This is a genomic window from Streptomyces sp. NPDC002926, from assembly GCF_053591755.1.
Genome location: NZ_JBSFUK010000002.1, coordinates 315,310 through 333,986 on the forward strand (window position 1 = coordinate 315,310; position 18,677 = coordinate 333,986).

An 18,677-nucleotide genomic window follows, 5' to 3' on the forward strand; every position below is an offset into this window, starting at 1 on the left:
GACGGCCCACCCCGTCCACATGTCAAGAGAGATCCAAGCGGGGCTCCCCGCCCGCGCGATCGCGGCCCATACTGCAGGGATGACCGCGTATGACGCCATCGTGCTCGCCGGAGGTGCCGCGAAGCGGCTGGGCGGCGCCGACAAGCCTGCGGTGAGCGTGGGCGGGCGGGCCCTGCTCGACCGTGTGCTCGGCGTGTGCCGTGATGCGGGGTGCACCGTTGTCGTCGGGGGCCGCCGGGCCACCGCGCGTCCCGTGGTCTGGGCGCGCGAGGACCCTCCGGGCGGTGGGCCGCTCGCCGCGCTGGACGCCGGCGTGCGGCAGATCGGGGCACCGGCCGTCCTGGTGCTCTCCGCCGATCTGCCGTTCCTGGGGGAGCGGACGGTGCGGCAGCTGATCGGCGCCCTCGACACAAGCGGGCGGGAGGCGGCCCTGCTCACCGATGCCGGCGGCCGTGACCAGCCCCTCGTCGCGGCGTACCGCACCGAACCGCTGCGCCGTGAACTCGCGCTCCTCGCCACCGAGTACGGGAGTCTGACGGGGCTGCCGTTGCGTTTGCTGACCCAGGAATTGGACCTCGCCCGGATCGCCGCGGAGCCGCTCGCCTCTTTCGACTGCGACACCTGGGAGGACATCTCCGCAGCCCGGGCCCGTATCAGGGAGCATGGGAACGTGCTGGACGAATGGATCACCGCAGTCAAGGACGACCTCGGCATCGATCTCGATGTCGACACCGGCGCCCTGCTCGACCTCGCCCGGGACGCCGCGCATGGCGTCGCGCGCCCCGCCGCGCCACTCACCACCTTCCTGGTGGGCTACGCAGCCGCCAAGGCGGGCGGCGGGCCGGAGGCGGTCGCCGAGGCCGCCCGCAAGGCCGCCGCACTGGCCGCGCGCTGGGCCGACGAGACCGATCAGGCCGCCGTCGGCACCGGGGCCGGTCCGGCCGCAACAGGCGAGAAGCCCACCGACGACACCGACGAGGTCGACGCCGGATGACTGGTCGGGGCCATGAGGTCGACGCTGCTGACGGAGCCATGGACGAGCCCGATGCGGACGGCGTCGAGGAGGCCCTCGCGCTGGTCGGCAGCCAGACCCGGCGGCCGTCGCCCCCCGTCCCCGGCGCGACCCGGCACCGCGCCACCCCCTGGCCCGATGCCCGCGCTCTCGCCGTACGTCTTGGGCGCGCCGCTCCGCCCCGCACTCGGCGTGTGCCTCTCGAGCAGGCCCTCGGCCGGATTCTCGCGGAGCCGTTGACCGCGCTCTGTGATCTGCCCTCCTTCGACACCTCCGCGATGGACGGCTGGGTCGTCGCGGGGCCCGGCCCATGGGCCGTTCGGGGTGACGGCCCGATCCTGGCCGGGCACGCCGATGCCCCGGCGCTCCCTGACGGAACGGCCGTACGGATCGCCACCGGCGCCCGTATTCCGCCCGAGGCCACCGCGGTGATCCGCACCGAGCACTGCCGCACCGACATGGACAAGAGCCAGCTGTACGCCGAGCGCGAGGTGGTCCCCGGCCAGGACATCCGGCCGCGCGGACAGGAGTGCCGCTCCGGCGACCAACTGTTGCCCGCCGCGTCCCTGGTGACCCCCGCGGTACTCGGCCTGGCCGCGGCCGCCGGCTACGACGAACTGCTCACGGTCCCCCTGCCCCGTGTCGAAATCCTCGTCCTCGGCGATGAACTCCTCACCGCCGGACTCCCCCGCGACGACCTCATCCGCGACGCCCTGGGGCCGATGATCGGCCCCTGGCTGCGCGCTCTCGGCGTCGGGGTCATCGCCACGCGCCGTCTCGGTGACGACGCCGAAGCCCTCCACCAGGCCATCACCACCTCCGAGGCCGACCTCCTCCTGACCACCGGTGGCACGGCCGCGGGTCCGGTCGACCATGTCCATCCGGTGCTTCGCAAGGCGGGCGCGGAGCTGCTGGTCGACGGAGTAGCCGTACGCCCGGGCCATCCGATGTTGCTGGCCCGGCTCGCCCCGGACCCGAACCGGCCCGACGGTTCACCGGACAGATACCTGGTGGGCCTGCCGGGTAATCCACTCGCTGCCGTCTCCGGGCTTCTCACCCTCGCCGAGCCGCTGTTGTGCGCACTCGCTGCCCGACCCACCCCTTCCTCCTATCGCGCCCCCGTACGTGACGAGGTGCAGGGGCACCCGTACGACACCCGCCTTGTGCCCTTCGTCCACCGCGCCGACGAGCTGGTCCCGCTGCACTACAACGGACCGGCCATGCTGCGCGGTATCGCCGCCGCCGATGGACTTGCCGTCGTGCCCCCGGGCGGCGCGCGTGCCGGCGACGAGCTGGAGGTCCTCGATCTGCCCTGGGCGCCGTCGAACGCCCAGGGTGGGTGTTTCACGTGAAACTTCCCGGTCATGACGCCATGGCCCGCGGTGCCGACGAGCACCTGGTCACCAGCCGGGTGAAACTTCCCCGCCGTATTGTCGAGCGCCCGCTCCGCCAGGTCGCCAAGCGGGTGATGATGGCGCTGGGGGTGCTGGCGCTGACGGTGCTGATCGTCTGGTCCGACCGGACCGGATACCACGACAACTCCGACAATTCCGTCGATTTCCTCGACTCCGTCTACTACGCGACGGTGACGCTCTCCACGACGGGATACGGCGACATCGTCCCGTACAGCGCCGGAGCCAGGCTCACCAATGTGCTGCTGGTGACGCCGCTTCGTGTGCTCTTTCTGATCATTCTGGTCGGTACCACTCTTGAGGTCCTCACAGAGCGGACCCGGGAGGAATGGCGGCTGAATCGCTGGAGGCTTGGCTTGCGTGAGCACACGGTCATCGTCGGCTTCGGCACCAAGGGACGGTCCGCGATTCAGACGCTGACCGCCACGGGGCTGAAGAAGGAACAGATCATCGTCGTCGACCCCAGCACCAAGGTGATCGAGGCCGCCAATGCCGAGGGCTATGTGGGGGTGATCGGCGATGCGACCCGCAGCGATGTGCTGATCCGCGCCGAGGTGCAGAAGGCACGTCAGATCGTCATCGCGACACAGCGGGACGACACCGCGGTTCTGGTCGCGCTGACCGCGCGCCAGCTCAACCGGGGTGCGAAGATCGTCGCCGCGGTGCGCGAGGAGGAGAACGCGCCGCTGTTGCGTCAGTCAGGCGCGGATGCGGTGATCACCAGCGCGAGCGCGGCCGGCCGGCTGCTGGGCCTGTCCGTGCTCAGCCCCAGCGCGGGAACGGTGATGGAGGACCTGATCCAGCAGGGCAGCGGCCTCGACCTCATCGAACGGCCGGTGACCAAGGCCGAGGTGGGCCGCAGTGTGCGGGAGACCGACGATCTGGTGGTGAGCGTGCTGCGCGGGCACCGGCTGATCGGCTACGACGACCCGGCGGCGAGTCCGCTGCAGCTGACGGATCGCGTGATCACGATCGTGCGTGCGTCGAACGTCCAGCCCCTCAACACCTCTGAGTAGGCCCACCCCGGAGTAGCCTCGCGGCCATGCATGCGATCACGATTCCCGAACCTGGTGGCCCCGAAGCGCTTGTGTGGGCCGAGGTGCCCGATCCCGTACCCGGCGAGGGAGAAGTCCTCGTCGAGGTCGTCGCGAGTGCCGTCAACCGTGCCGATCTGCTGCAGCGCCAGGGCTTCTACGATCCGCCCCCCGGCTCCTCCCCGTACCCCGGCCTCGAGTGCTCGGGCCGGATCACCGAGCTCGGGCCAGGTGTCTCGGGCTGGGCCGTGGGCGACGAGGTGTGCGCGCTGCTGGCGGGTGGCGGTTACGCGGAGAAGGTCGCCGTGCCGGCGGGGCAACTGCTGCCCGTGCCGAAGGGGCTCGATCTTGTCACGGCCGCGGCGCTGCCCGAGGTGACATGCACGGTGTGGTCGAACATCTTCATGATCGCGCACTTGCGGCCGGGTGAGACGCTGCTGGTCCAGGGTGGTGCGAGCGGTATCGGCACGATGGCGATCCAGCTCGCGAAGGCGGTGGGTGCACGGGTGGCCGTCACCGCGGGTGGGCCCGAGAAGCTGGCGCGCTGCGCGGAGCTGGGCGCGGACATCCTGATCGACTACCGCGAGCAGGACTTCGTCGAGGAACTGCAGAAGGCGACGGACGGGGCGGGCGCGGACGTCATCCTCGACATCGTCGGCGCGAAGTATCTGGACCGGAACGTGAAGGCGCTGGCGGTCAACGGCCGCCTTGCCGTGATCGGCCTGCAGGGTGGCGTCAAGGGCGAGCTGAACCTGGCGACGCTGCTCGGCAAGAGGGCCGCCATCACGGCGACGTCGTTGCGGGCCCGCCCGCTCGGCGAGAAGGCGTCGATCGTGGCGGCCGTACGGGAGCATGTATGGCCGCTGATCGAGGGTGGCCGGGTCCGTCCGGTGGTGGACCGCACGGTTCCGCTGCCGGACGCGGCGGGGGCGCACCGGGTGCTGGAGTCGGGCGCGAATGTCGGCAAGGTGCTGCTGGTGGCGCCTGCGGCGGGCTGAGCCCACCCGCCCGGCCCTCGTGGGGGTACGAGGTACCCCCACGCCCCGGCGCGGTCCGGCATCGCCGCGGCTGCTGGGGTCTTCTGATCGCCGTCGGCTGCCGCGGCGGCTTCGCCGCACGGTTCGGGCGGGGCGACAGGTCGCCGCGGGTGGGGCGGTCCTTCCGATCCGTCGGCGGCTGCCCCGCGGCGGGCAAATGCGTCGGTCGGCTGCCCGCTGTGCCAGCACGGGTGTGGGTGTTGGCGTAGATCCGATTGGCGCCGGCCGGCGGTGGCGGTAGCAGTTCGGGCTACTGCGACCCCACGGGCGTCGGCCGGCGGTGGCCGTCCTGGGCGCGGGCAGAGAAGGTGCGGCGCGTGTCCGACCCGTCGACCGGTGCGCCAGGCGCGGTGTGGGTGGGGCGTAGACCCCGGCCGGGACGTGGGGGGTAGCAGTCTCGGGCGACCGTGACCCGTGACCCGTGACCGGCGGGCGCCGGTGGCGGTTGCGCCGTCTGGGGCGCGGGGCGACAAAGGTGCGGCGCGTGTCCGATTTGGCGGCGGCTGCCCTGCGGCGGGCAAGGCCGGTCGGCTGCCCGGTGTGCCAGGCGCGGGTGTGGGTGTGGCGTGGACCCGGCCGCCGGTGGCGGTAGCAGTCTCGGGCGACCGCGACCGCGACCGCGACCGCGACCGCGACCCCGCGGGCGCCAGCCGGCGGTGGCTCCGTCTCGGGAGCGGGCCGACAGGGTGCGGCGGCTTCCCGCGCGGTGCGGGCACGGTGGTTTCGGGGTGCCGCGTCGCACCCGGCCGCCCCGGCCGCCCGGCGCCGTGCCCGGCCCACGGACGCGGACACATGGATGTGTGGGGGGTGCCGAAGCACCCCCCACACCTGAGTCATACAACAGCGGCGTCGCGGCCCGTCGGGCCGACGGCCCTACAGGTACGGTCCCGAGCGGATCGCGCCGTGGGGGCCCTCTTCCTCCGACTCGTGGAGGGCGCCGGGCGGGAGGGCGCGGCGCATCTGTTCGAGTTGGGCGCGGGCGGCCATTTGCTGGGCGAACAGCGCCGTCTGGATTCCGTGGAAGAGACCCTCGAGCCAGCCCACCAACTGCGCCTGCGCAATGCGCAGTTCAGCCTCGGAGGGGATCGCCTCGTCGGTGAAGGGGAGGCTGAGGCGTTCGAGTTCCTCGACAAGCTCCGGGGCGAGGCCGTCTTCCAGCTCCTTCACGGAGCTGTGGTGGATTTCCTTGAGCCGGACCCGGCTCGCCTCGTCCAGAGGAGCTGCCCTGACTTCCTCCAGCAGCTGCTTGATCATGCTTCCGATGCGCATGACCTTCGCAGGCTGTTCGACCATCTCTGTCACCGGGACCTCACGCGACTCGTCGTCACCGTCACCGCCGCCGAGAGCCATGCCGTCCTGTCCCACGACAAAGACATGGGGGCTCTCCTGCGACCGTTCATTCCTCGGCATCTCCATGCCGCCATTCTCTCGCATCAGTGCCTCACCACACGGTGTGCCCCCGTACGAGGGTGATCCACCCTCGTACGGGGGCACAAAGCGCCTGGTTGCGCCGGTCAGGTCGCCTCGCGGCGGGACAGCGCCCCACGGGAGCGGGTGACCACTGCCGCCAGGAGCGCGGCGCCCAATGGAACGGCTATGAGCAGCGCGGCCAGGGTTCCCCAGGGCACGATGATCGGTACATACGGTGCCGAGTGGACCGAGCCGAAGCCCTGGTCCAGCGCCTCCTGGTAGAACTTCAGCTGCTGGCGCTTCTCGGCGAGCAGCAGCCCGACCGCCGGGAGCACACCCGCCGCCGAGCCGAGCAGCACACCCATCGTGGCCACCACACCGCACTGGAACCCGCTGAGCGTCCTGCGGACCCGCGGCGGCGCGCCGACCGCTGCGAGCGTCTTCAGATCGGCCTCGGCGTCGGCCTGGGCGAGGCCCGTCGCGATACCGGCCGCACCGATCGTGATCAGTCCGGCGAAGACGGTCAACGCCAGCAGGATGATGCTGTTCTCGCTGGTGTAGCCCTCCTCGACATGGAGCTCGATGTTGGAGCCGGTCTTGTCGAGCTCTCCGTCCAGCCGCTGGCGCTGCTCGCTGCTCGGCATCCTGTCGGTGGAGTAGTACGCGCCGAGCGGGACGGTGGTCACACCGGCGGCCTTGGCCGCGACAGCCGGAACGATCATCGAGATGCCGTACGAGTTGGGCTCACCGGTGACCTGGTGCGTGGAGAACGTCTTGATCTCGCCGGGGGTCTCCTTGCCCTTCGACGCGGCCTCGTCGGCTTTCTTGATATCGGTGACCAGACGGATGCTGATCTTTCCCTTGGTGTCCAGGTTGCGCTTGTCGAACGAGACGATCCGCCCGGCAGCAAGTGCCTTCTCGGCAGTAGCGTCCTCGATTCCGAGCACCTTCAGCAGCTTCGCGTCGCCGACCAGCACACCGCTGTCGGCGTAGATGGAGCCCGCGCCCGAGCGCTCCTTGCAACGCCAGTCGTCGCTGAGCTTGCGGCGTTCGGCCTTGCTGAACTTCGACGCAGGGTCCTCATCCGGCTTGGCCGGGTCGGTCATCCACAGCGGGCACTGGTTGGCCCTGGGCACGACGACCTCGTAGCGTCCGCAGCCCTCTTCACCGCCGTACATCGAGCAGTTGGACTTCCCGACGGAGATACGGTCCACGTCGGCCCGTACGTCGATCGGCAGCAGCTTCTGCACGGTGGCGCGCACCGCGGGCATGTCCCGTCCGCCGGCCTCGTCGAGCATCACGGAGACCGCCCCGTGCGGCAGGCGTGCCTCGTACTGGGCCCGGCCCTGGGCGTCGTTGCTCGCGGCGTAGGTCGCCACGGCCACCGTGCCCGCGACGGCGGCCAGTACCGCGGCCACGGCGGGAGCCGTACGGCCCCGGTTGCGTACCGCGTCGCGCAGCGCGAGGCGCGGCGAGAGCGGAAGGATGCGTCCGGTCCGGCCGAAGAGGCCCACCAGGGCGGGGGTCAGTGCGACCACGCCCAGTTCGGCGATGGCGCTGCCGCCGGCGACCACCGCGGACTGGTCGGTCATCGTCGACCCGTAGAGCGCGATCACAGCGCCCAGACCGACCGCGATCAGTCCGATCACCGGGAGTACCCGGCTGCTCTTGCGTACACCGCGACGGCCGGTGAGGGATGCGAGAACGCTCTGCCGGGAGGAGGTGATGGCCGGGACGATCGCGGCCATCAGGCCGGTGAACACGGCGAGCAGCCCGATGCCGAGCAGCTCCAGCGGCCGTACGTCGAAACTGCCGAAGCGCTTGCCCATGTAGTCCTCGAGCAGCGGCTGCAGCACGAAGGTGAGGAGTAGGCCGAGAATGGTGCCGACCACGGCCGCGGCGAACCCGATCACCAGACCGCCGGCGAGGACGATGGCACGGATATGGCGCCGGTCACCGCCGTTGGCGCCGACCAGGCCGAGCTGGCGGCGCGAGCGCCGGGCGCCGACCGCGAAGGCGGGCCCTGCCAGCAGGCAGATCTCCAGCATCGCGAGCCCGACGACGGTGCCGACGGCCGCGAGGGCCGCGGCCTTGGCGGCCGTGCTCTCCTCGTAGTCGCCCCAGCCCTCTTGCTGGTAGATCGGGATCTCGGACTTGGCCGGCGGGTCGAGGGCGACGGCGCGCGAGTTGACCTTCACACCCTTGGCATTGGCCTGCTTGACCATGTTCCACGTGAAACCACCGGAGAGGCTCACCAGCTGTGTGGTGGTCGTTTCGGTGCCGGGCAGTCCGGACTTTTCGAGAGCCTTGTCGAGTGGGGCGAGCAGCGCGCCGGGCAGCGCGTTGACCTGGTCGGTCTTCAGCGCGTCGGGGAGCTCGTACGCACCGACGATCTTGTACTCGCGGTCGAGTCCGCGCGCTGTGAGCGTGGAGCCCACCTTCAGACCGCTGGACTCCAGGAAGTGCGTAGTCGCGGCGACCTCGTCGGCAGTCCGCGGGAGCCGACCGTGGTCGACGGCCATGATGCCCTTGGCTATCGGGTCCGAGGACTTCAACTCGCGGATCTCGGTGTTCAGCAGACCGTGCGTGGTGCGCAGCTTGCCCGAACCCATCGAGTCCGTCAGGGACTTGGCGCCGGCCGGAAGCGCCTTGTTGATATCGGTCCTGCCTTCGGGCCACGGCTTGTTCTCGAAGTCCCCCACCGGGGTGGAGCTGTTGGCGTCCGGTGTCTGCATGATGGGCAGAGCGCCGTAGCCGGGGTCCGCCAGCCGCGCGTCGGCCGCCCCCAGCGAACGCGCAAGGCTCTGCTCGGTGGAGAGTTCGGCGCTGCGCAGGGTCAGATCCGCGGCGCTCACGCCGAGGATGGGAAGGGCGATCATGGCCAGGACGAGAAAGCTGCGTCCCTTGGAGCGCCAGGCGTCGCGGCGGGCGATACGGATCGCGGCCCGCCAGGAGTGGTACCAGGTCATCACAGTTCTGCCGCCTGGCCGGAGAGCAGCGAGTCGGCCTGGCTGCGGATGGTCTGGTCGACGACGGCGCCGTCGCGCAGGAAGACCACGCGGTCCGCCCAGGCCGCGAAGCGCGGTTCGTGAGTGACGAGAATGCCGGCCGCACCGCTGTCACAGCGTGAGCGCAACAGGGCGAGAACGGACTCGCCGGTCTCGGAGTCCAGCGCGCCGGTCGGCTCGTCGGCGAGGACGAGACGCCGCTCGCCGACCAGGGCCCGAGCGATGGCCACCCGCTGCTGCTGACCGCCCGACATCTCGTCAGGGAAGCGGTCGGCGAGATGGCCGAGGTCCATCTCCTCCAGCGCGGCGACGGCCTCGGTACGGGCCTTGCGCGCGGAGATCCCGTCGAGTTCGCGCGGCAGGGAGACGTTCTCGGCGGCGGTGAGGGCCGGGATGAGGTTGTAGTCCTGGAAGACGTAGCCGATGCTGCGTCGGCGCAGGGCGGCGAGCGTCTTGCGCCCGGCGGTGGTGATGTCGGTGTTTTCGACGATCACCCGACCCGAGGTGGGCGCGTCGAGGCCGCCCGCGATGGTGAGCAGCGTGGACTTGCCGGAGCCCGACGGGCCCATGACCGCGACGAGTTCGCCGGGAAAGACATCGAGGTTGATGCCGCGCAGGGCATGCACCTCGGTGGCGCCGCTGCCGTGGACACGGGTCAGTTGCTGGAGTTGCAGCACGGGCTGCTGCGATGACTGTGACTGGTGGTCGGACATGGGAAGGGTCCCCCTTGGACGGATGGCGCACGTACGAGCGGACGTACAGAGACTCGGTGGTCGGTGACGGGGCGGCTCGATGGCTCGAGATGAGCGGGGAGCCGCAGGAAGCGCGGGAAGCCCGGCGGGACTACGCCGGCGGTGCGGGCCGTGCGTGCGCCGGAGACGCGGGCTGTGTCGAGGACGCGGGGTGCGGCGGCGATGTGGATTGCGGCGGAGATGCGGATTGCGGCGGCGATGTGGTCTGTGGCGGGGGCGAGGTCGGGGAAGCTGCCGTCGAGTGTCCGGCTGCCCGCTCGGCCGCTGTGGAGAGGCGGATCAACCGCACCTCGCAGTGGTCGAGCCAGCGCGCCTCGGCCTCGGTCTGGAAGATCAGCTGCTCCAGGACGAGCAGCCAGGCCACGTCGTCACGCTCCTGCGAGCGCGCGCCCTCGAGGGCGGCTAGTGCCTGTGCCTTGAGCCGGGTGTAGTCCTGCATCGCCTTCACGGTGTGGTGGCGCTGGGCCTGGATGACGGCACGGATGTCCACGCCCGGAGTACCGACCGCCATCGCGAGCTTGATGGCCAGCTCGTCACGCGGCGGACTGCTGCGGTCCACCGGCGTCTCGAACCAGCTCCTCAGCTCGGCGCGCCCGGCGTCGGTGATGACGTACAGCGCATGCCCGGCGTCGTCCTCGCCGCTCTGGGCGACCATGCCGTCGCGCTCCAGGCGGCTGAGGGTCGTGTAGACCTGCCCGACGTTGAGCGGCCAGGTGGCACCGGTGCGCGACTCGAACTCCGTACGGAGCTGGGAGCCGTAGCGAGGGCCGGGCTCGAGGAGGGCGAGAAGCCCGTGACGGATGGACATACTCAGTATGTATACCGAGTATGGCCGACCCGGCAACCACCGAAAGGCGGAGCCTGTGGGTCCGTCTTGAGGGGGACATGACGATCAACGGCGCCTCAGCCGCACGCCCAGGAAGCCGATTCCGAGCCCCATGAGCGTCATCCCCGCCCCCAGCGACAGCGGCGAGATCTGGCGCCCGACGACCTCGGGGACCGCCTGCGGAGCCTGCTGACGTGCGGCCGCGGGGAGGGAAGGCGTCGGAGTGGGCAGCGGATCCTCCTGAAGATCCTCCTGCTTGTCCGTCTCGAGTTCCTCATCCTCCGCGGGAGGGGGCTCGGAGGCGGACAGTCCTGTATCGGACGGGTCGGCAGATGCGGATGGTGAGGAGGGCGCCGCGGCAGACGGCGTACGGTGCGGTCGGTCCGGATGTTCCTGATGCTCCTGACGTTCCGGTCGGTCCGGATGTTCCGGCCGGTCCGGGTGCTCCTGGGTCTCGGAATCACTCGGGCTCGTGCTTCTGGGTGACCGCCCCGGCCGCGGACGTCCCTCCCCGGCATGCCGCCCCGCGAGGGACTCCGAGCCGCTCGGCGCGGCCGTGGGAGTGCGGTCGGGGGTCTCGGACTCCTCGTCGGCGTACGCGCAGGGCGTTGCCAGCAGCACGAGTGACGCGACCGTGATCGCGCACTGTGTGCGGAGCCTTGGAGTCACCGGGTGACCCCCTCCCGTGCCGAGTCGCCGAGATATCGGACTCAGCGTCACATGTCATGACGTTTCCGGCATCTCGAGGCAAAGGAACGGGGAACGGCCCGGCACGCGAAGCGCGTGCCGGGCCGTTCCCCGTGAATGCCGTGAATGCCGTCGGGTCGGGCTAGCCGGCCTTGCCCGTGGAGATCGTGAGCTCGAACTCCTGGCTCTTCGGTACGACAGCCTCGCCGGAACTCGGGTACTGCATGATGACGGCGTCCTTGGGGTACTGAGGGTTGTTCTCCTCGGTCACCTTCCAGGTCCAGCCGGCGGCCCGCAGGCAGTCCTTGACCGAGAGGAGGTCCTTGTAGAGCAGTTGGGGGGCCTGGACCTTCGCCGGGTCGGTGCCGTCCTCCGACGCTTCCGAGCACTTCGTCGCGTCGATGGTCCGCGTACGGTCCGGGCCCAGGACCCCGGCCTGCGCCGACTCGCTCGAGCTCGGGTCATCGCCCGCGTTGTCCCCGCCCCCGCCACCCGGGTCCTTGTTCAGCGCGATCGCCGCGATCAGACCGCCGATCGCCAGCAGGGCCACCACGATGGCCCCCACGATGACCGGCATGTTCCTGCCACTGCCGCTGCCGCCCGAAACCGGCTGCGGATGTGGCTGCGGCGAGATGGTGTACGGAGGCGGCGTCGAGGACACCGGGCCAGCCGTCTGGTACGCCGATACCGGTGCGGGCGTCTGCGGGTACCCGTAATGCGGCGTGGGGGCCGAGGTCGGCGCGCCGTAGGGACCCGGCTGGTACGGCGTCTGCACGCTCTGCGGAGCCGGAGCCGGAGTCGACTGATCCAACGGCGGGAAGACCGCGGAACCGACGCCCGCGCCACTGCTCGGCGGAGCGCCACCGATGATCACCGGCGCGCCCGTCTGCCCGGCGCCCGCCACCCGCGCGCACTCGTCGCGCATCGCCGCTGCGCTGGGGAAACGTTCGTTCGGGTTCTTCTTCAGCGCCCGTGCCACCAGCGCGTCCATCGCCGGAGTGACGGAACGGTTGATCGTGGACGGAGCGACCGGCTCCTCCTGCACATGCGCGTACGCGATCGCCAGCGGCGAGTCCGCGTCGAAGGGGATCCGCCCGGTCAGCAGTTGGAACAGCATGATGCCGACCGAGTAGAGGTCGGACCGCGCGTCGACACCGCGTCCCAGCGCCTGCTCGGGCGACAGATACTGCGGCGTTCCGACCACCATGCCGGTCTGCGTCATCGAGGTGACCCCCGACTGCATGGCGCGCGCGATGCCGAAGTCCATCACCTTGACGATGCCGCGCTTGGTCATCATCACGTTGCCGGGCTTGATGTCGCGATGAACCAGACCCATTTCATGGCTGGTCTCCAGCGCGGCCAGCACATCGGCCGTCACCTTCAGCGCCTTGTCCGCCGGCATCGCGCCGTACTGCTGGATGTCCGCCTGCAGCACGGATCCCAGCGGCTGGCCCTCGACGTACTCCATGACGATGTACGGCATCAGCGAGCCGTCGAGCTCGTCCTCACCGGTGTCGAAGACCGACACGATATTGGTGTGCGACAGCTTGGCGACGGCCTGCGCCTCGCGCCGGAAGCGCTCGCGGAAGGACTGCTCGCGTCCCAGCTCCGTGTGCAGCGTCTTGATGGCGACCTGGCGGTCCAGCGCGGAGTCGTACGCCAGATATACGGAGGCCATACCGCCTTCGCCGAGCAGGTCGCGTAGCTGATACCGGCCGCCCGCTACGGAACCACCCGCGTAGCGGCCCTGTGCGCCGTCCTGGCTCATGACTGTGCATCCCCCTCGGCGCGACGGCTCGGTGGTCCGCGATGGTCCGCGTTGCCCGCTGATCTGTGCGCTGTGCTGTGTGATGTGTGCCGCGTGAATCTGTGCCCCGGACCGGTATTCCGTGATCCGTATTACGGGGCAAGTCTGCCCGAGGGGCCCTGCACGTCAAGCCAGGTGCCCGTTCCGTGACCGTACGCACAAGAAGCGTCTCGGAAGCGTTACAGGAAGAGCATGGAATTTGCCTGCCCGTACCGGCAGCAGGTTTGATGGCCGGTCCATCTCGAATCGGGCCTGTCGCGCGGAGGCTGTAGCGTGACGTGGCACAGCACCCCGAGGAACACAGCGAACACCCGCACGCACAGTACGCACGCGGACAGAAACGACGGCGAGGACTGATGGCACCCGATCCCGAAGCAGGCGGCGGCGGATCGCCGGATGCGGCGGACTCCTGGGGCATCGGCGGAGTGGTCGGCGACGGCCGCTACCGCCTGACGCACCGTCTCGGACGCGGCGGTATGGCCGAGGTGTTCGCGGCTGAGGACGTAAGGCTCGGTCGCACTGTCGCGGTCAAGCTGCTCCGCTCCGATCTCGCAGAGGACCCGGTCTCCAAGGCCCGCTTCACGCGCGAGGCACAGTCGGTCGCCGGCCTCAACCACCATGCGGTGGTGGCGGTGTACGACTCCGGCGAGGATGTGGTGGGCGGTCAGACCGTCCCGTACATCGTGATGGAGCTGGTCGAGGGGCATACCATCCGCGATCTGCTCCTCAACGCGGAGGCCCCGCCGCCCGAGCAGGCATTGATCATAGTCTCCGGAGTACTCGAGGCGCTCGCGTACTCGCACCAGCACGGAATCGTGCACCGCGACATCAAGCCGGCCAACGTCATCATCACCAACTCCGGTGCGGTGAAGGTGATGGACTTCGGCATCGCGCGGGCCCTGCACGGCGCTCAGTCGACGATGACCCAGACCGGCATGGTCATGGGTACGCCGCAGTACCTCTCCCCCGAGCAGGCGCTGGGCAAGGCCGTCGACCACCGCTCCGACCTGTACGCCACGGGCTGTCTGCTGTACGAACTGCTCGCGCTGCGGCCCCCGTTCACCGGCGAGACCCCGCTCTCGGTGGTCTACCAGCACGTCCAGGACATCCCGTTGCCGCCGTCCGAGGTCTCGGACGTGGTGCCGCCGGAGCTCGACGGACTGGTCATGCGCTCGCTCGCGAAGGACCCGGACGACCGGTTCCAGAGCGCGGAAGAGATGCGCGGCACGGTGCAGTACGGACTGCAGATGCTGCAGCAGCAGGGCAGCCACACGGGCACCTGGAACACAGGTCCGGTCGGGATGCACGATGGCGCCATCACCCCGGCGATGGGGATGACGGGGCCGACCGCGATGGGTCATCCCGTGCACGGCGAGACGTCGCAGAGCCCGATCCTGCCGCCGATGAACCCGAACGACGGCGGATACGACGGCGGTCACCGCGACGGTCGCGGGGGCAAGGGCGGCGGCCGCGGAAAGATGTGGCTGTTCGCCGTGCTCGCGGTGCTGGCGATCGCGGGAGGCATCGCCTTCGCGGTGGACAAGGCGAACCACAGCAGCAGCAACCAGAAGGACGGCACGACGGTCACTCAGACCCCCTCGACGCCGGAGGACTCGCCGACCCCGTCCCAGGAGCAGACCGAGCAGAGCGAGGAGCCGGACACCTCCACGGGCGGCAATCAGGAGCCGAGCGAGCAGCCCTCCTTCAGCGATTCGTACACGCCCACCGATCCGGGGACACCGACCGACGATCCGACGACGGCCGATCCGACCGATCCGACCGACGGTCCGACCGACAACCCGACCGAGCCGACGGACGAGCCGAGCTCGCCCGGCGGCACAACGGGCAGCGGCGGCGACCCGGGTGGGACGCCGGGCGGTCAGGCAGGCACCCCGGGCGGCCTCGGCGGCTGACGCGGCCCAAGCCGCCATGCCGTACGCGCCGTTGACCCCGCTCGCCCTGCAGACCTCGTCCCCGATCTCGTTCGCGCCGCTCATCCCGCGAAGGCTTCGCACACCGCCTCGTACTCTCTCGTCCACCACACCGCCAGGGCCGACGCCGCAGGAAACTGCGGGTCGGCCCTTCGGTCGTGCAACTGGTAGCGCCAGCGCAGTATCCAGAAGTCGTTGAGCCGCTCCCACCACACGCGGTGCACGGCGGCCGCGAGTTCCGCCGCGTCTGCCCCGGCCGCTCGCCGGTAGGCCTGTGCATACGCCCGTACCTTCGTCAGTTCCAGCTCCCCCGCCGGTTGGACGAAGAAGATCGCCGCGGCCCGCACCGCCTCCTCGGCGCGCGGCTGCACCCCCAGCCGGTCCCAGTCGACGATCGCGGCCGGCTCGCCGCCCCGGTAGAGCAGATTCAGCGGGTGGAAGTCGCCGTGCACCCAGCCCCCGGCGGACGCCGGCGGGGGCCTGCGGTCGGAGTGGAGCTCCAGCAGCGCCCGCCGCTCGAGCAGCCGGTGCTCGGCGAGCGTGTCGAAGGCGTCCCGGGGCCGGGCCGCCCGCGCCAGCGCCAACAGCTCGTCGATCAGCGCGAAGGTCTCCTTGGGATCGGCGCTCTCGTACTCCCGCCGCTCCGTGGCGTCCACCGGCATGACCTGTTCCAGACAGGTGTGGACGAGTCCGAGGAGCGAGCCGAGCCGCGTCGACTGGACGGCCGTCAACTGGGTCCCGTCGCGGTGTCGTCCGTCGATCCAGGGATGGAGGGCGTAACACCGTCCGCCGATCACCGCGACCGTGTCGCCGTGCGTGTCCTCGACGGGCGGTGCGACCGGTACGCCGAGGGCCCCGAGCCGCTGGGTGGCGCGGTGCTGGCGGGCGATGGACTCGCGGTCGCCGTCGAGGTGGTGCTTGAGGAAGTAGGAGCCACGGGTGGTGGCGAGCCGGTAGCCGCGGTTGAGCAGGCCCTGGGTGACGGGCTCGCAGGAGAGCGGTTCGCCCGTGTCCTGGTAGCGGCGCAGGAGTGCACCGACGGGTGGGGCAGTTGCAGATGAGCGCGGCACTCGCCAGATGTTAGATCACGCAGCGTGGCGGGGTGACGGCTCTTCGGGATAATCCAGCCTGTGCGCGGTCACGAAGTGCGGCTCGACGCGTATGGAGACCGGATCGAAGCCCTCGCCGACCACATCGGCGCCATCCTCGACCGAGGCGGCTCAGCGGCGCCGCAGCGCTCAGTTTCGTAGCTATCCAGCGTAAATAGACTGATTTTTCCAGCTTCACGCGAGAAAGCGGTCTCACCCATCTACTCTTCCCGTGCCCGGGGTCTGCGGGATAACGTGCCGGTGTTCCGGCGGCCTGCAAGGCTGTGACCAGTGGTTGTTCCCGTATTTCTCGATTTACTTGGAAATCCAAGCAAAATCGCAGGTCAAATGGGGTTTCGCAGTAATGCGACACACTGGGTAACGTGCCTTTGGCAGGGCGCTCGCCGGGGCACCTGTCACGCCTGATCCCGGCCGAGCGGCACCCACCCCGTGCACGGGTACGGATACCAGGCGAGCCGCACTGGTTCCCGGCGGACCCCGGGGGCCGGACCGACGGAGGAGCACGCACGTGACCGTGGAGAGCACTGCCGCGCGCAAACCGCGACGCAGCACCAAGCGCGTCAGCGCCGCGAAAGAGCCGCAGCGTTCCGAGCCCCAGCTCGTACAGCTGCTGACGCCCGAGGGTGAGCGCGTCGAGCACCCCGAGTACGAGATCGACCTGACCCCGGACGAGCTGCGCGGGCTTTACCGGGACATGGTCCTGACCCGCCGCTTCGACGCCGAGGCCACCTCTCTGCAGCGGCAGGGCGAGCTCGGACTGTGGGCGTCGCTGCTGGGCCAGGAAGCCGCACAGATCGGCTCCGGCCGGGCGCTGCGCGATGACGACTATGTCTTTCCGACCTACCGCGAGCACGGCGTCGCCTGGTGCCGTGGGGTCGACCCGACCAATCTGCTCGGCATGTTCCGCGGTGTGAACCACGGCGGCTGGGACCCCACCACCAACAACTTCCACCTGTACACGATCGTGATCGGCTCGCAGACGCTGCACGCCACCGGCTACGCGATGGGCGTGGCCAAGGACGGCGCCGACTCCGCCGTCATCGCCTACTTCGGCGACGGCGCGTCCAGCCAGGGCGATGTGGCCGAATCGTTCACCTTCTCCGCGGTCTACAACGCCCCGGTCGTCTTCTTCTGCCAGAACAACCAGTGGGCGATCTCCGAGCCGACCGAGAAGCAGACCCGCGTGCCGCTCTACCAGCGCGCGCAGGGCTTCGGCTTCCCCGGCGTCCGGGTCGACGGCAATGACGTACTCGCCTGCCTGGCCGTGACCCGATCCGCGCTGGAGCGGGCCCGCCGGGGCGAGGGCCCGACCCTGGTCGAGGCGTTCACCTACCGGATGGGCGCGCACACCACCTCGGACGACCCGACGAAGTACCGGGCGGACGAGGAGCGTCAGGCCTGGGAGGCCAAGGACCCGATCCTGCGGCTGCGTACGTATCTGGAGAACGCCGGCCATGCCGACGAGGCGTTCTTCGCGTCCCTGGACGAGGAGAGCGAGACGCTCGGCAAGCGGGTGCGAGAGGCGGTGCGGGCCATGCCCGACCCCGACCACTTGGCGATTTTCGAGAATGTCTACGCAGACGGGCACGCCCTCGTCGACGAGGAGCGCGCCCAGTTCCTCGCGTACCAGGCGTCCTTCGCCGAGGAGGGCAACTAGTCATGGCCGTACAGAAGCTCCCGCTCGCGAAGGCGCTCAACGAATCGCTGCGCAAGGCTCTCGACACCGACCCCAAGGTCCTGATCATGGGTGAGGACGTCGGCAAGCTCGGCGGCGTCTTCCGGGTCACCGACGGACTGCAGAAGGACTTCGGCGAGGACCGGGTCATCGACACCCCGCTCGCCGAGTCGGGCATCGTCGGCACGGCGATCGGTCTGGCCCTGCGCGGCTACCGGCCCGTCGTGGAGATCCAGTTCGACGGCTTCGTCTTCCCCGCGTACGACCAGATCGTCACGCAGCTCGCGAAGATGCACGCCCGCGCGCTCGGCAAGATCAAGATGCCGGTCGTCATCCGCATTCCGTACGGCGGCGGCATCGGCGCGGTCGAGCACCACAGCGAGTCCCCGGAGGCGCTCTTCGCGCATGTCGCGGGCCTCAAGGTCGTCTCGCCGTCCAACTCCTCCGACGCGTACTGGATGCTCCAGCAGGCCATCCAGAGCGACGACCCGGTCATCTTCTTCGAGCCGAAGCGGCGCTACTGGGACAAGGGCGAGGTCGATGTCGAAGCCATCCCTGGTCCGCTGCACAAGGCCCGGATCGCCCAGAACGGCTCCGACATCACGCTCGCCGCGTACGGGCCGATGGTGAAGGTCTGCGTCGAGGCGGCGGCCGCCGCCGCCGAGGAGGGCAAGTCGGTGGAGGTCCTGGACCTGCGCTCGATGTCCCCGATCGACTTCGACACCATCCAGACGTCGGTGGAGAAGACGGGCCGGCTCGTCGTGGTCCACGAGGCCCCCGTCTTCTACGGCTCCGGTGCGGAGATCGCCGCTCGTATCACCGAGCGATGCTTCTACCACCTGGAGGCCCCGGTGCTGAGGGTCGGCGGCTACCACGCCCCGTACCCGCCGGCGCGCCTCGAGGAGGAGTACCTCCCGGGACTCGACCGGGTGCTGGACGCCGTCGACCGCTCGCTCGCGTACTGAGGAGTGCCGTGA

General features: G+C 70.1%; 14 protein-coding genes. 7 read left to right on the forward strand and 7 right to left on the reverse strand.

The features are described 5' to 3' along the window. Positions 1-79 precede the first annotated feature (79 nt). The 4 genes from ACWDZ6_RS04735 to ACWDZ6_RS04750 are packed head-to-tail and all read left to right on the forward strand — an operon-like array spanning position 80 to position 4,456. Positions 80-994, forward strand: coding sequence for an NTP transferase domain-containing protein (locus ACWDZ6_RS04735; protein ID WP_451501663.1), 915 nt, complete (start codon positions 80-82; stop codon positions 992-994). Beyond that, entirely contained in the window at positions 991-2,364 is a 1,374-nt protein-coding gene (locus ACWDZ6_RS04740) for a molybdopterin molybdotransferase MoeA (RefSeq protein ID WP_451501664.1), read from the forward strand. Before ACWDZ6_RS04735 ends, ACWDZ6_RS04740 begins: the two co-directional genes overlap by 4 nt. Continuing rightward, positions 2,361-3,440, forward strand: a complete 1,080-nt coding sequence (locus tag ACWDZ6_RS04745) for a potassium channel family protein (RefSeq protein WP_451501665.1) — start codon at positions 2,361-2,363, stop codon at positions 3,438-3,440. Before ACWDZ6_RS04740 ends, ACWDZ6_RS04745 begins: the two co-directional genes overlap by 4 nt. Positions 3,441-3,466: 26 nt before the next feature. Continuing rightward, on the forward strand, positions 3,467-4,456 hold the full coding sequence (locus ACWDZ6_RS04750; RefSeq protein WP_451501666.1) for an NAD(P)H-quinone oxidoreductase: 990 nt from the start codon (positions 3,467-3,469) through the stop codon (positions 4,454-4,456). A 912-nt stretch (positions 4,457-5,368) separates the two neighbouring features. Here the strand turns inward: ACWDZ6_RS04750 and ACWDZ6_RS04755 are convergent. The 6 genes from ACWDZ6_RS04755 to ACWDZ6_RS04780 form a co-directional block, all read right to left on the reverse strand. Further along, positions 5,369-5,911: a bacterial proteasome activator family protein gene (locus ACWDZ6_RS04755; protein WP_351452849.1), complete on the reverse strand. Its 543-nt coding sequence runs from the start codon at positions 5,909-5,911 to the stop codon at positions 5,369-5,371. A 98-nt stretch (positions 5,912-6,009) separates the two neighbouring features. Continuing rightward, entirely contained in the window at positions 6,010-8,877 is a 2,868-nt protein-coding gene (locus ACWDZ6_RS04760; protein ID WP_451501667.1) for an FtsX-like permease family protein, read from the reverse strand. Further along, positions 8,874-9,626: an ABC transporter ATP-binding protein gene (locus ACWDZ6_RS04765; RefSeq protein ID WP_351452855.1), complete on the reverse strand. Its 753-nt coding sequence runs from the start codon at positions 9,624-9,626 to the stop codon at positions 8,874-8,876. Before ACWDZ6_RS04765 ends, ACWDZ6_RS04760 begins: the two co-directional genes overlap by 4 nt. A gap of 130 nt (positions 9,627-9,756) precedes the next feature. Further along, entirely contained in the window at positions 9,757-10,473 is a 717-nt protein-coding gene (locus ACWDZ6_RS04770) for a PadR family transcriptional regulator (RefSeq protein ID WP_451501668.1), read from the reverse strand. 84 nt (positions 10,474-10,557) lie between these two features. After that, a complete protein-coding gene (locus ACWDZ6_RS04775) occupies positions 10,558-11,160 on the reverse strand; it encodes a hypothetical protein (RefSeq protein ID WP_451501669.1) in 603 nt (200 codons plus the stop codon). Positions 11,161-11,320: 160 nt separating this feature from the next. Next, positions 11,321-12,946, reverse strand: a complete 1,626-nt coding sequence (locus ACWDZ6_RS04780) for a protein kinase domain-containing protein (RefSeq protein WP_451501670.1) — start codon at positions 12,944-12,946, stop codon at positions 11,321-11,323. A gap of 395 nt (positions 12,947-13,341) precedes the next feature. Between ACWDZ6_RS04780 and ACWDZ6_RS04785 the strand changes: the two genes are divergently transcribed. After that, positions 13,342-14,898, forward strand: a complete 1,557-nt coding sequence (locus ACWDZ6_RS04785; protein WP_366731492.1) for a protein kinase domain-containing protein — start codon at positions 13,342-13,344, stop codon at positions 14,896-14,898. Positions 14,899-14,978: 80 nt separating this feature from the next. Here the strand turns inward: ACWDZ6_RS04785 and ACWDZ6_RS04790 are convergent, their stop codons facing one another. Next, complete coding sequence (locus ACWDZ6_RS04790) at positions 14,979-15,986, reverse strand: phosphotransferase (RefSeq protein WP_366731493.1); 1,008 nt, start codon at positions 15,984-15,986, stop codon at positions 14,979-14,981. Between the two features lie 547 nt (positions 15,987-16,533). Here ACWDZ6_RS04790 and pdhA point away from each other — a divergent pair. Then, on the forward strand, positions 16,534-17,682 hold the full coding sequence (pdhA, locus tag ACWDZ6_RS04795) for a pyruvate dehydrogenase (acetyl-transferring) E1 component subunit alpha (RefSeq protein WP_366731494.1): 1,149 nt from the start codon (positions 16,534-16,536) through the stop codon (positions 17,680-17,682). Between the two features lie 2 nt (positions 17,683-17,684). Continuing rightward, positions 17,685-18,665, forward strand: coding sequence for an alpha-ketoacid dehydrogenase subunit beta (locus tag ACWDZ6_RS04800; RefSeq protein ID WP_451501671.1), 981 nt, complete (start codon positions 17,685-17,687; stop codon positions 18,663-18,665). The last annotated feature ends 12 nt before the right edge of the window (positions 18,666-18,677 follow it).

Coding starts and splice junctions, on each gene's coding strand:
- ACWDZ6_RS04765 (WP_351452855.1), bottom strand. CDS start 9,626: ATGTCCGACCACCAGTCACAGTCATCGCAGCAGCCCGTGCTGCAACTC.
- ACWDZ6_RS04780 (WP_451501670.1), bottom strand. CDS start 12,946: ATGAGCCAGGACGGCGCACAGGGCCGCTACGCGGGTGGTTCCGTAGCG.
- ACWDZ6_RS04785 (WP_366731492.1), top strand. CDS start 13,342: ATGGCACCCGATCCCGAAGCAGGCGGCGGCGGATCGCCGGATGCGGCG.
- ACWDZ6_RS04800 (WP_451501671.1), top strand. CDS start 17,685: ATGGCCGTACAGAAGCTCCCGCTCGCGAAGGCGCTCAACGAATCGCTG.
- ACWDZ6_RS04770 (WP_451501668.1), bottom strand. CDS start 10,473: ATGTCCATCCGTCACGGGCTTCTCGCCCTCCTCGAGCCCGGCCCTCGC.
- ACWDZ6_RS04750 (WP_451501666.1), top strand. CDS start 3,467: ATGCATGCGATCACGATTCCCGAACCTGGTGGCCCCGAAGCGCTTGTG.
- ACWDZ6_RS04755 (WP_351452849.1), bottom strand. CDS start 5,911: ATGGAGATGCCGAGGAATGAACGGTCGCAGGAGAGCCCCCATGTCTTT.
- ACWDZ6_RS04740 (WP_451501664.1), top strand. CDS start 991: ATGACTGGTCGGGGCCATGAGGTCGACGCTGCTGACGGAGCCATGGAC.
- ACWDZ6_RS04735 (WP_451501663.1), top strand. CDS start 80: ATGACCGCGTATGACGCCATCGTGCTCGCCGGAGGTGCCGCGAAGCGG.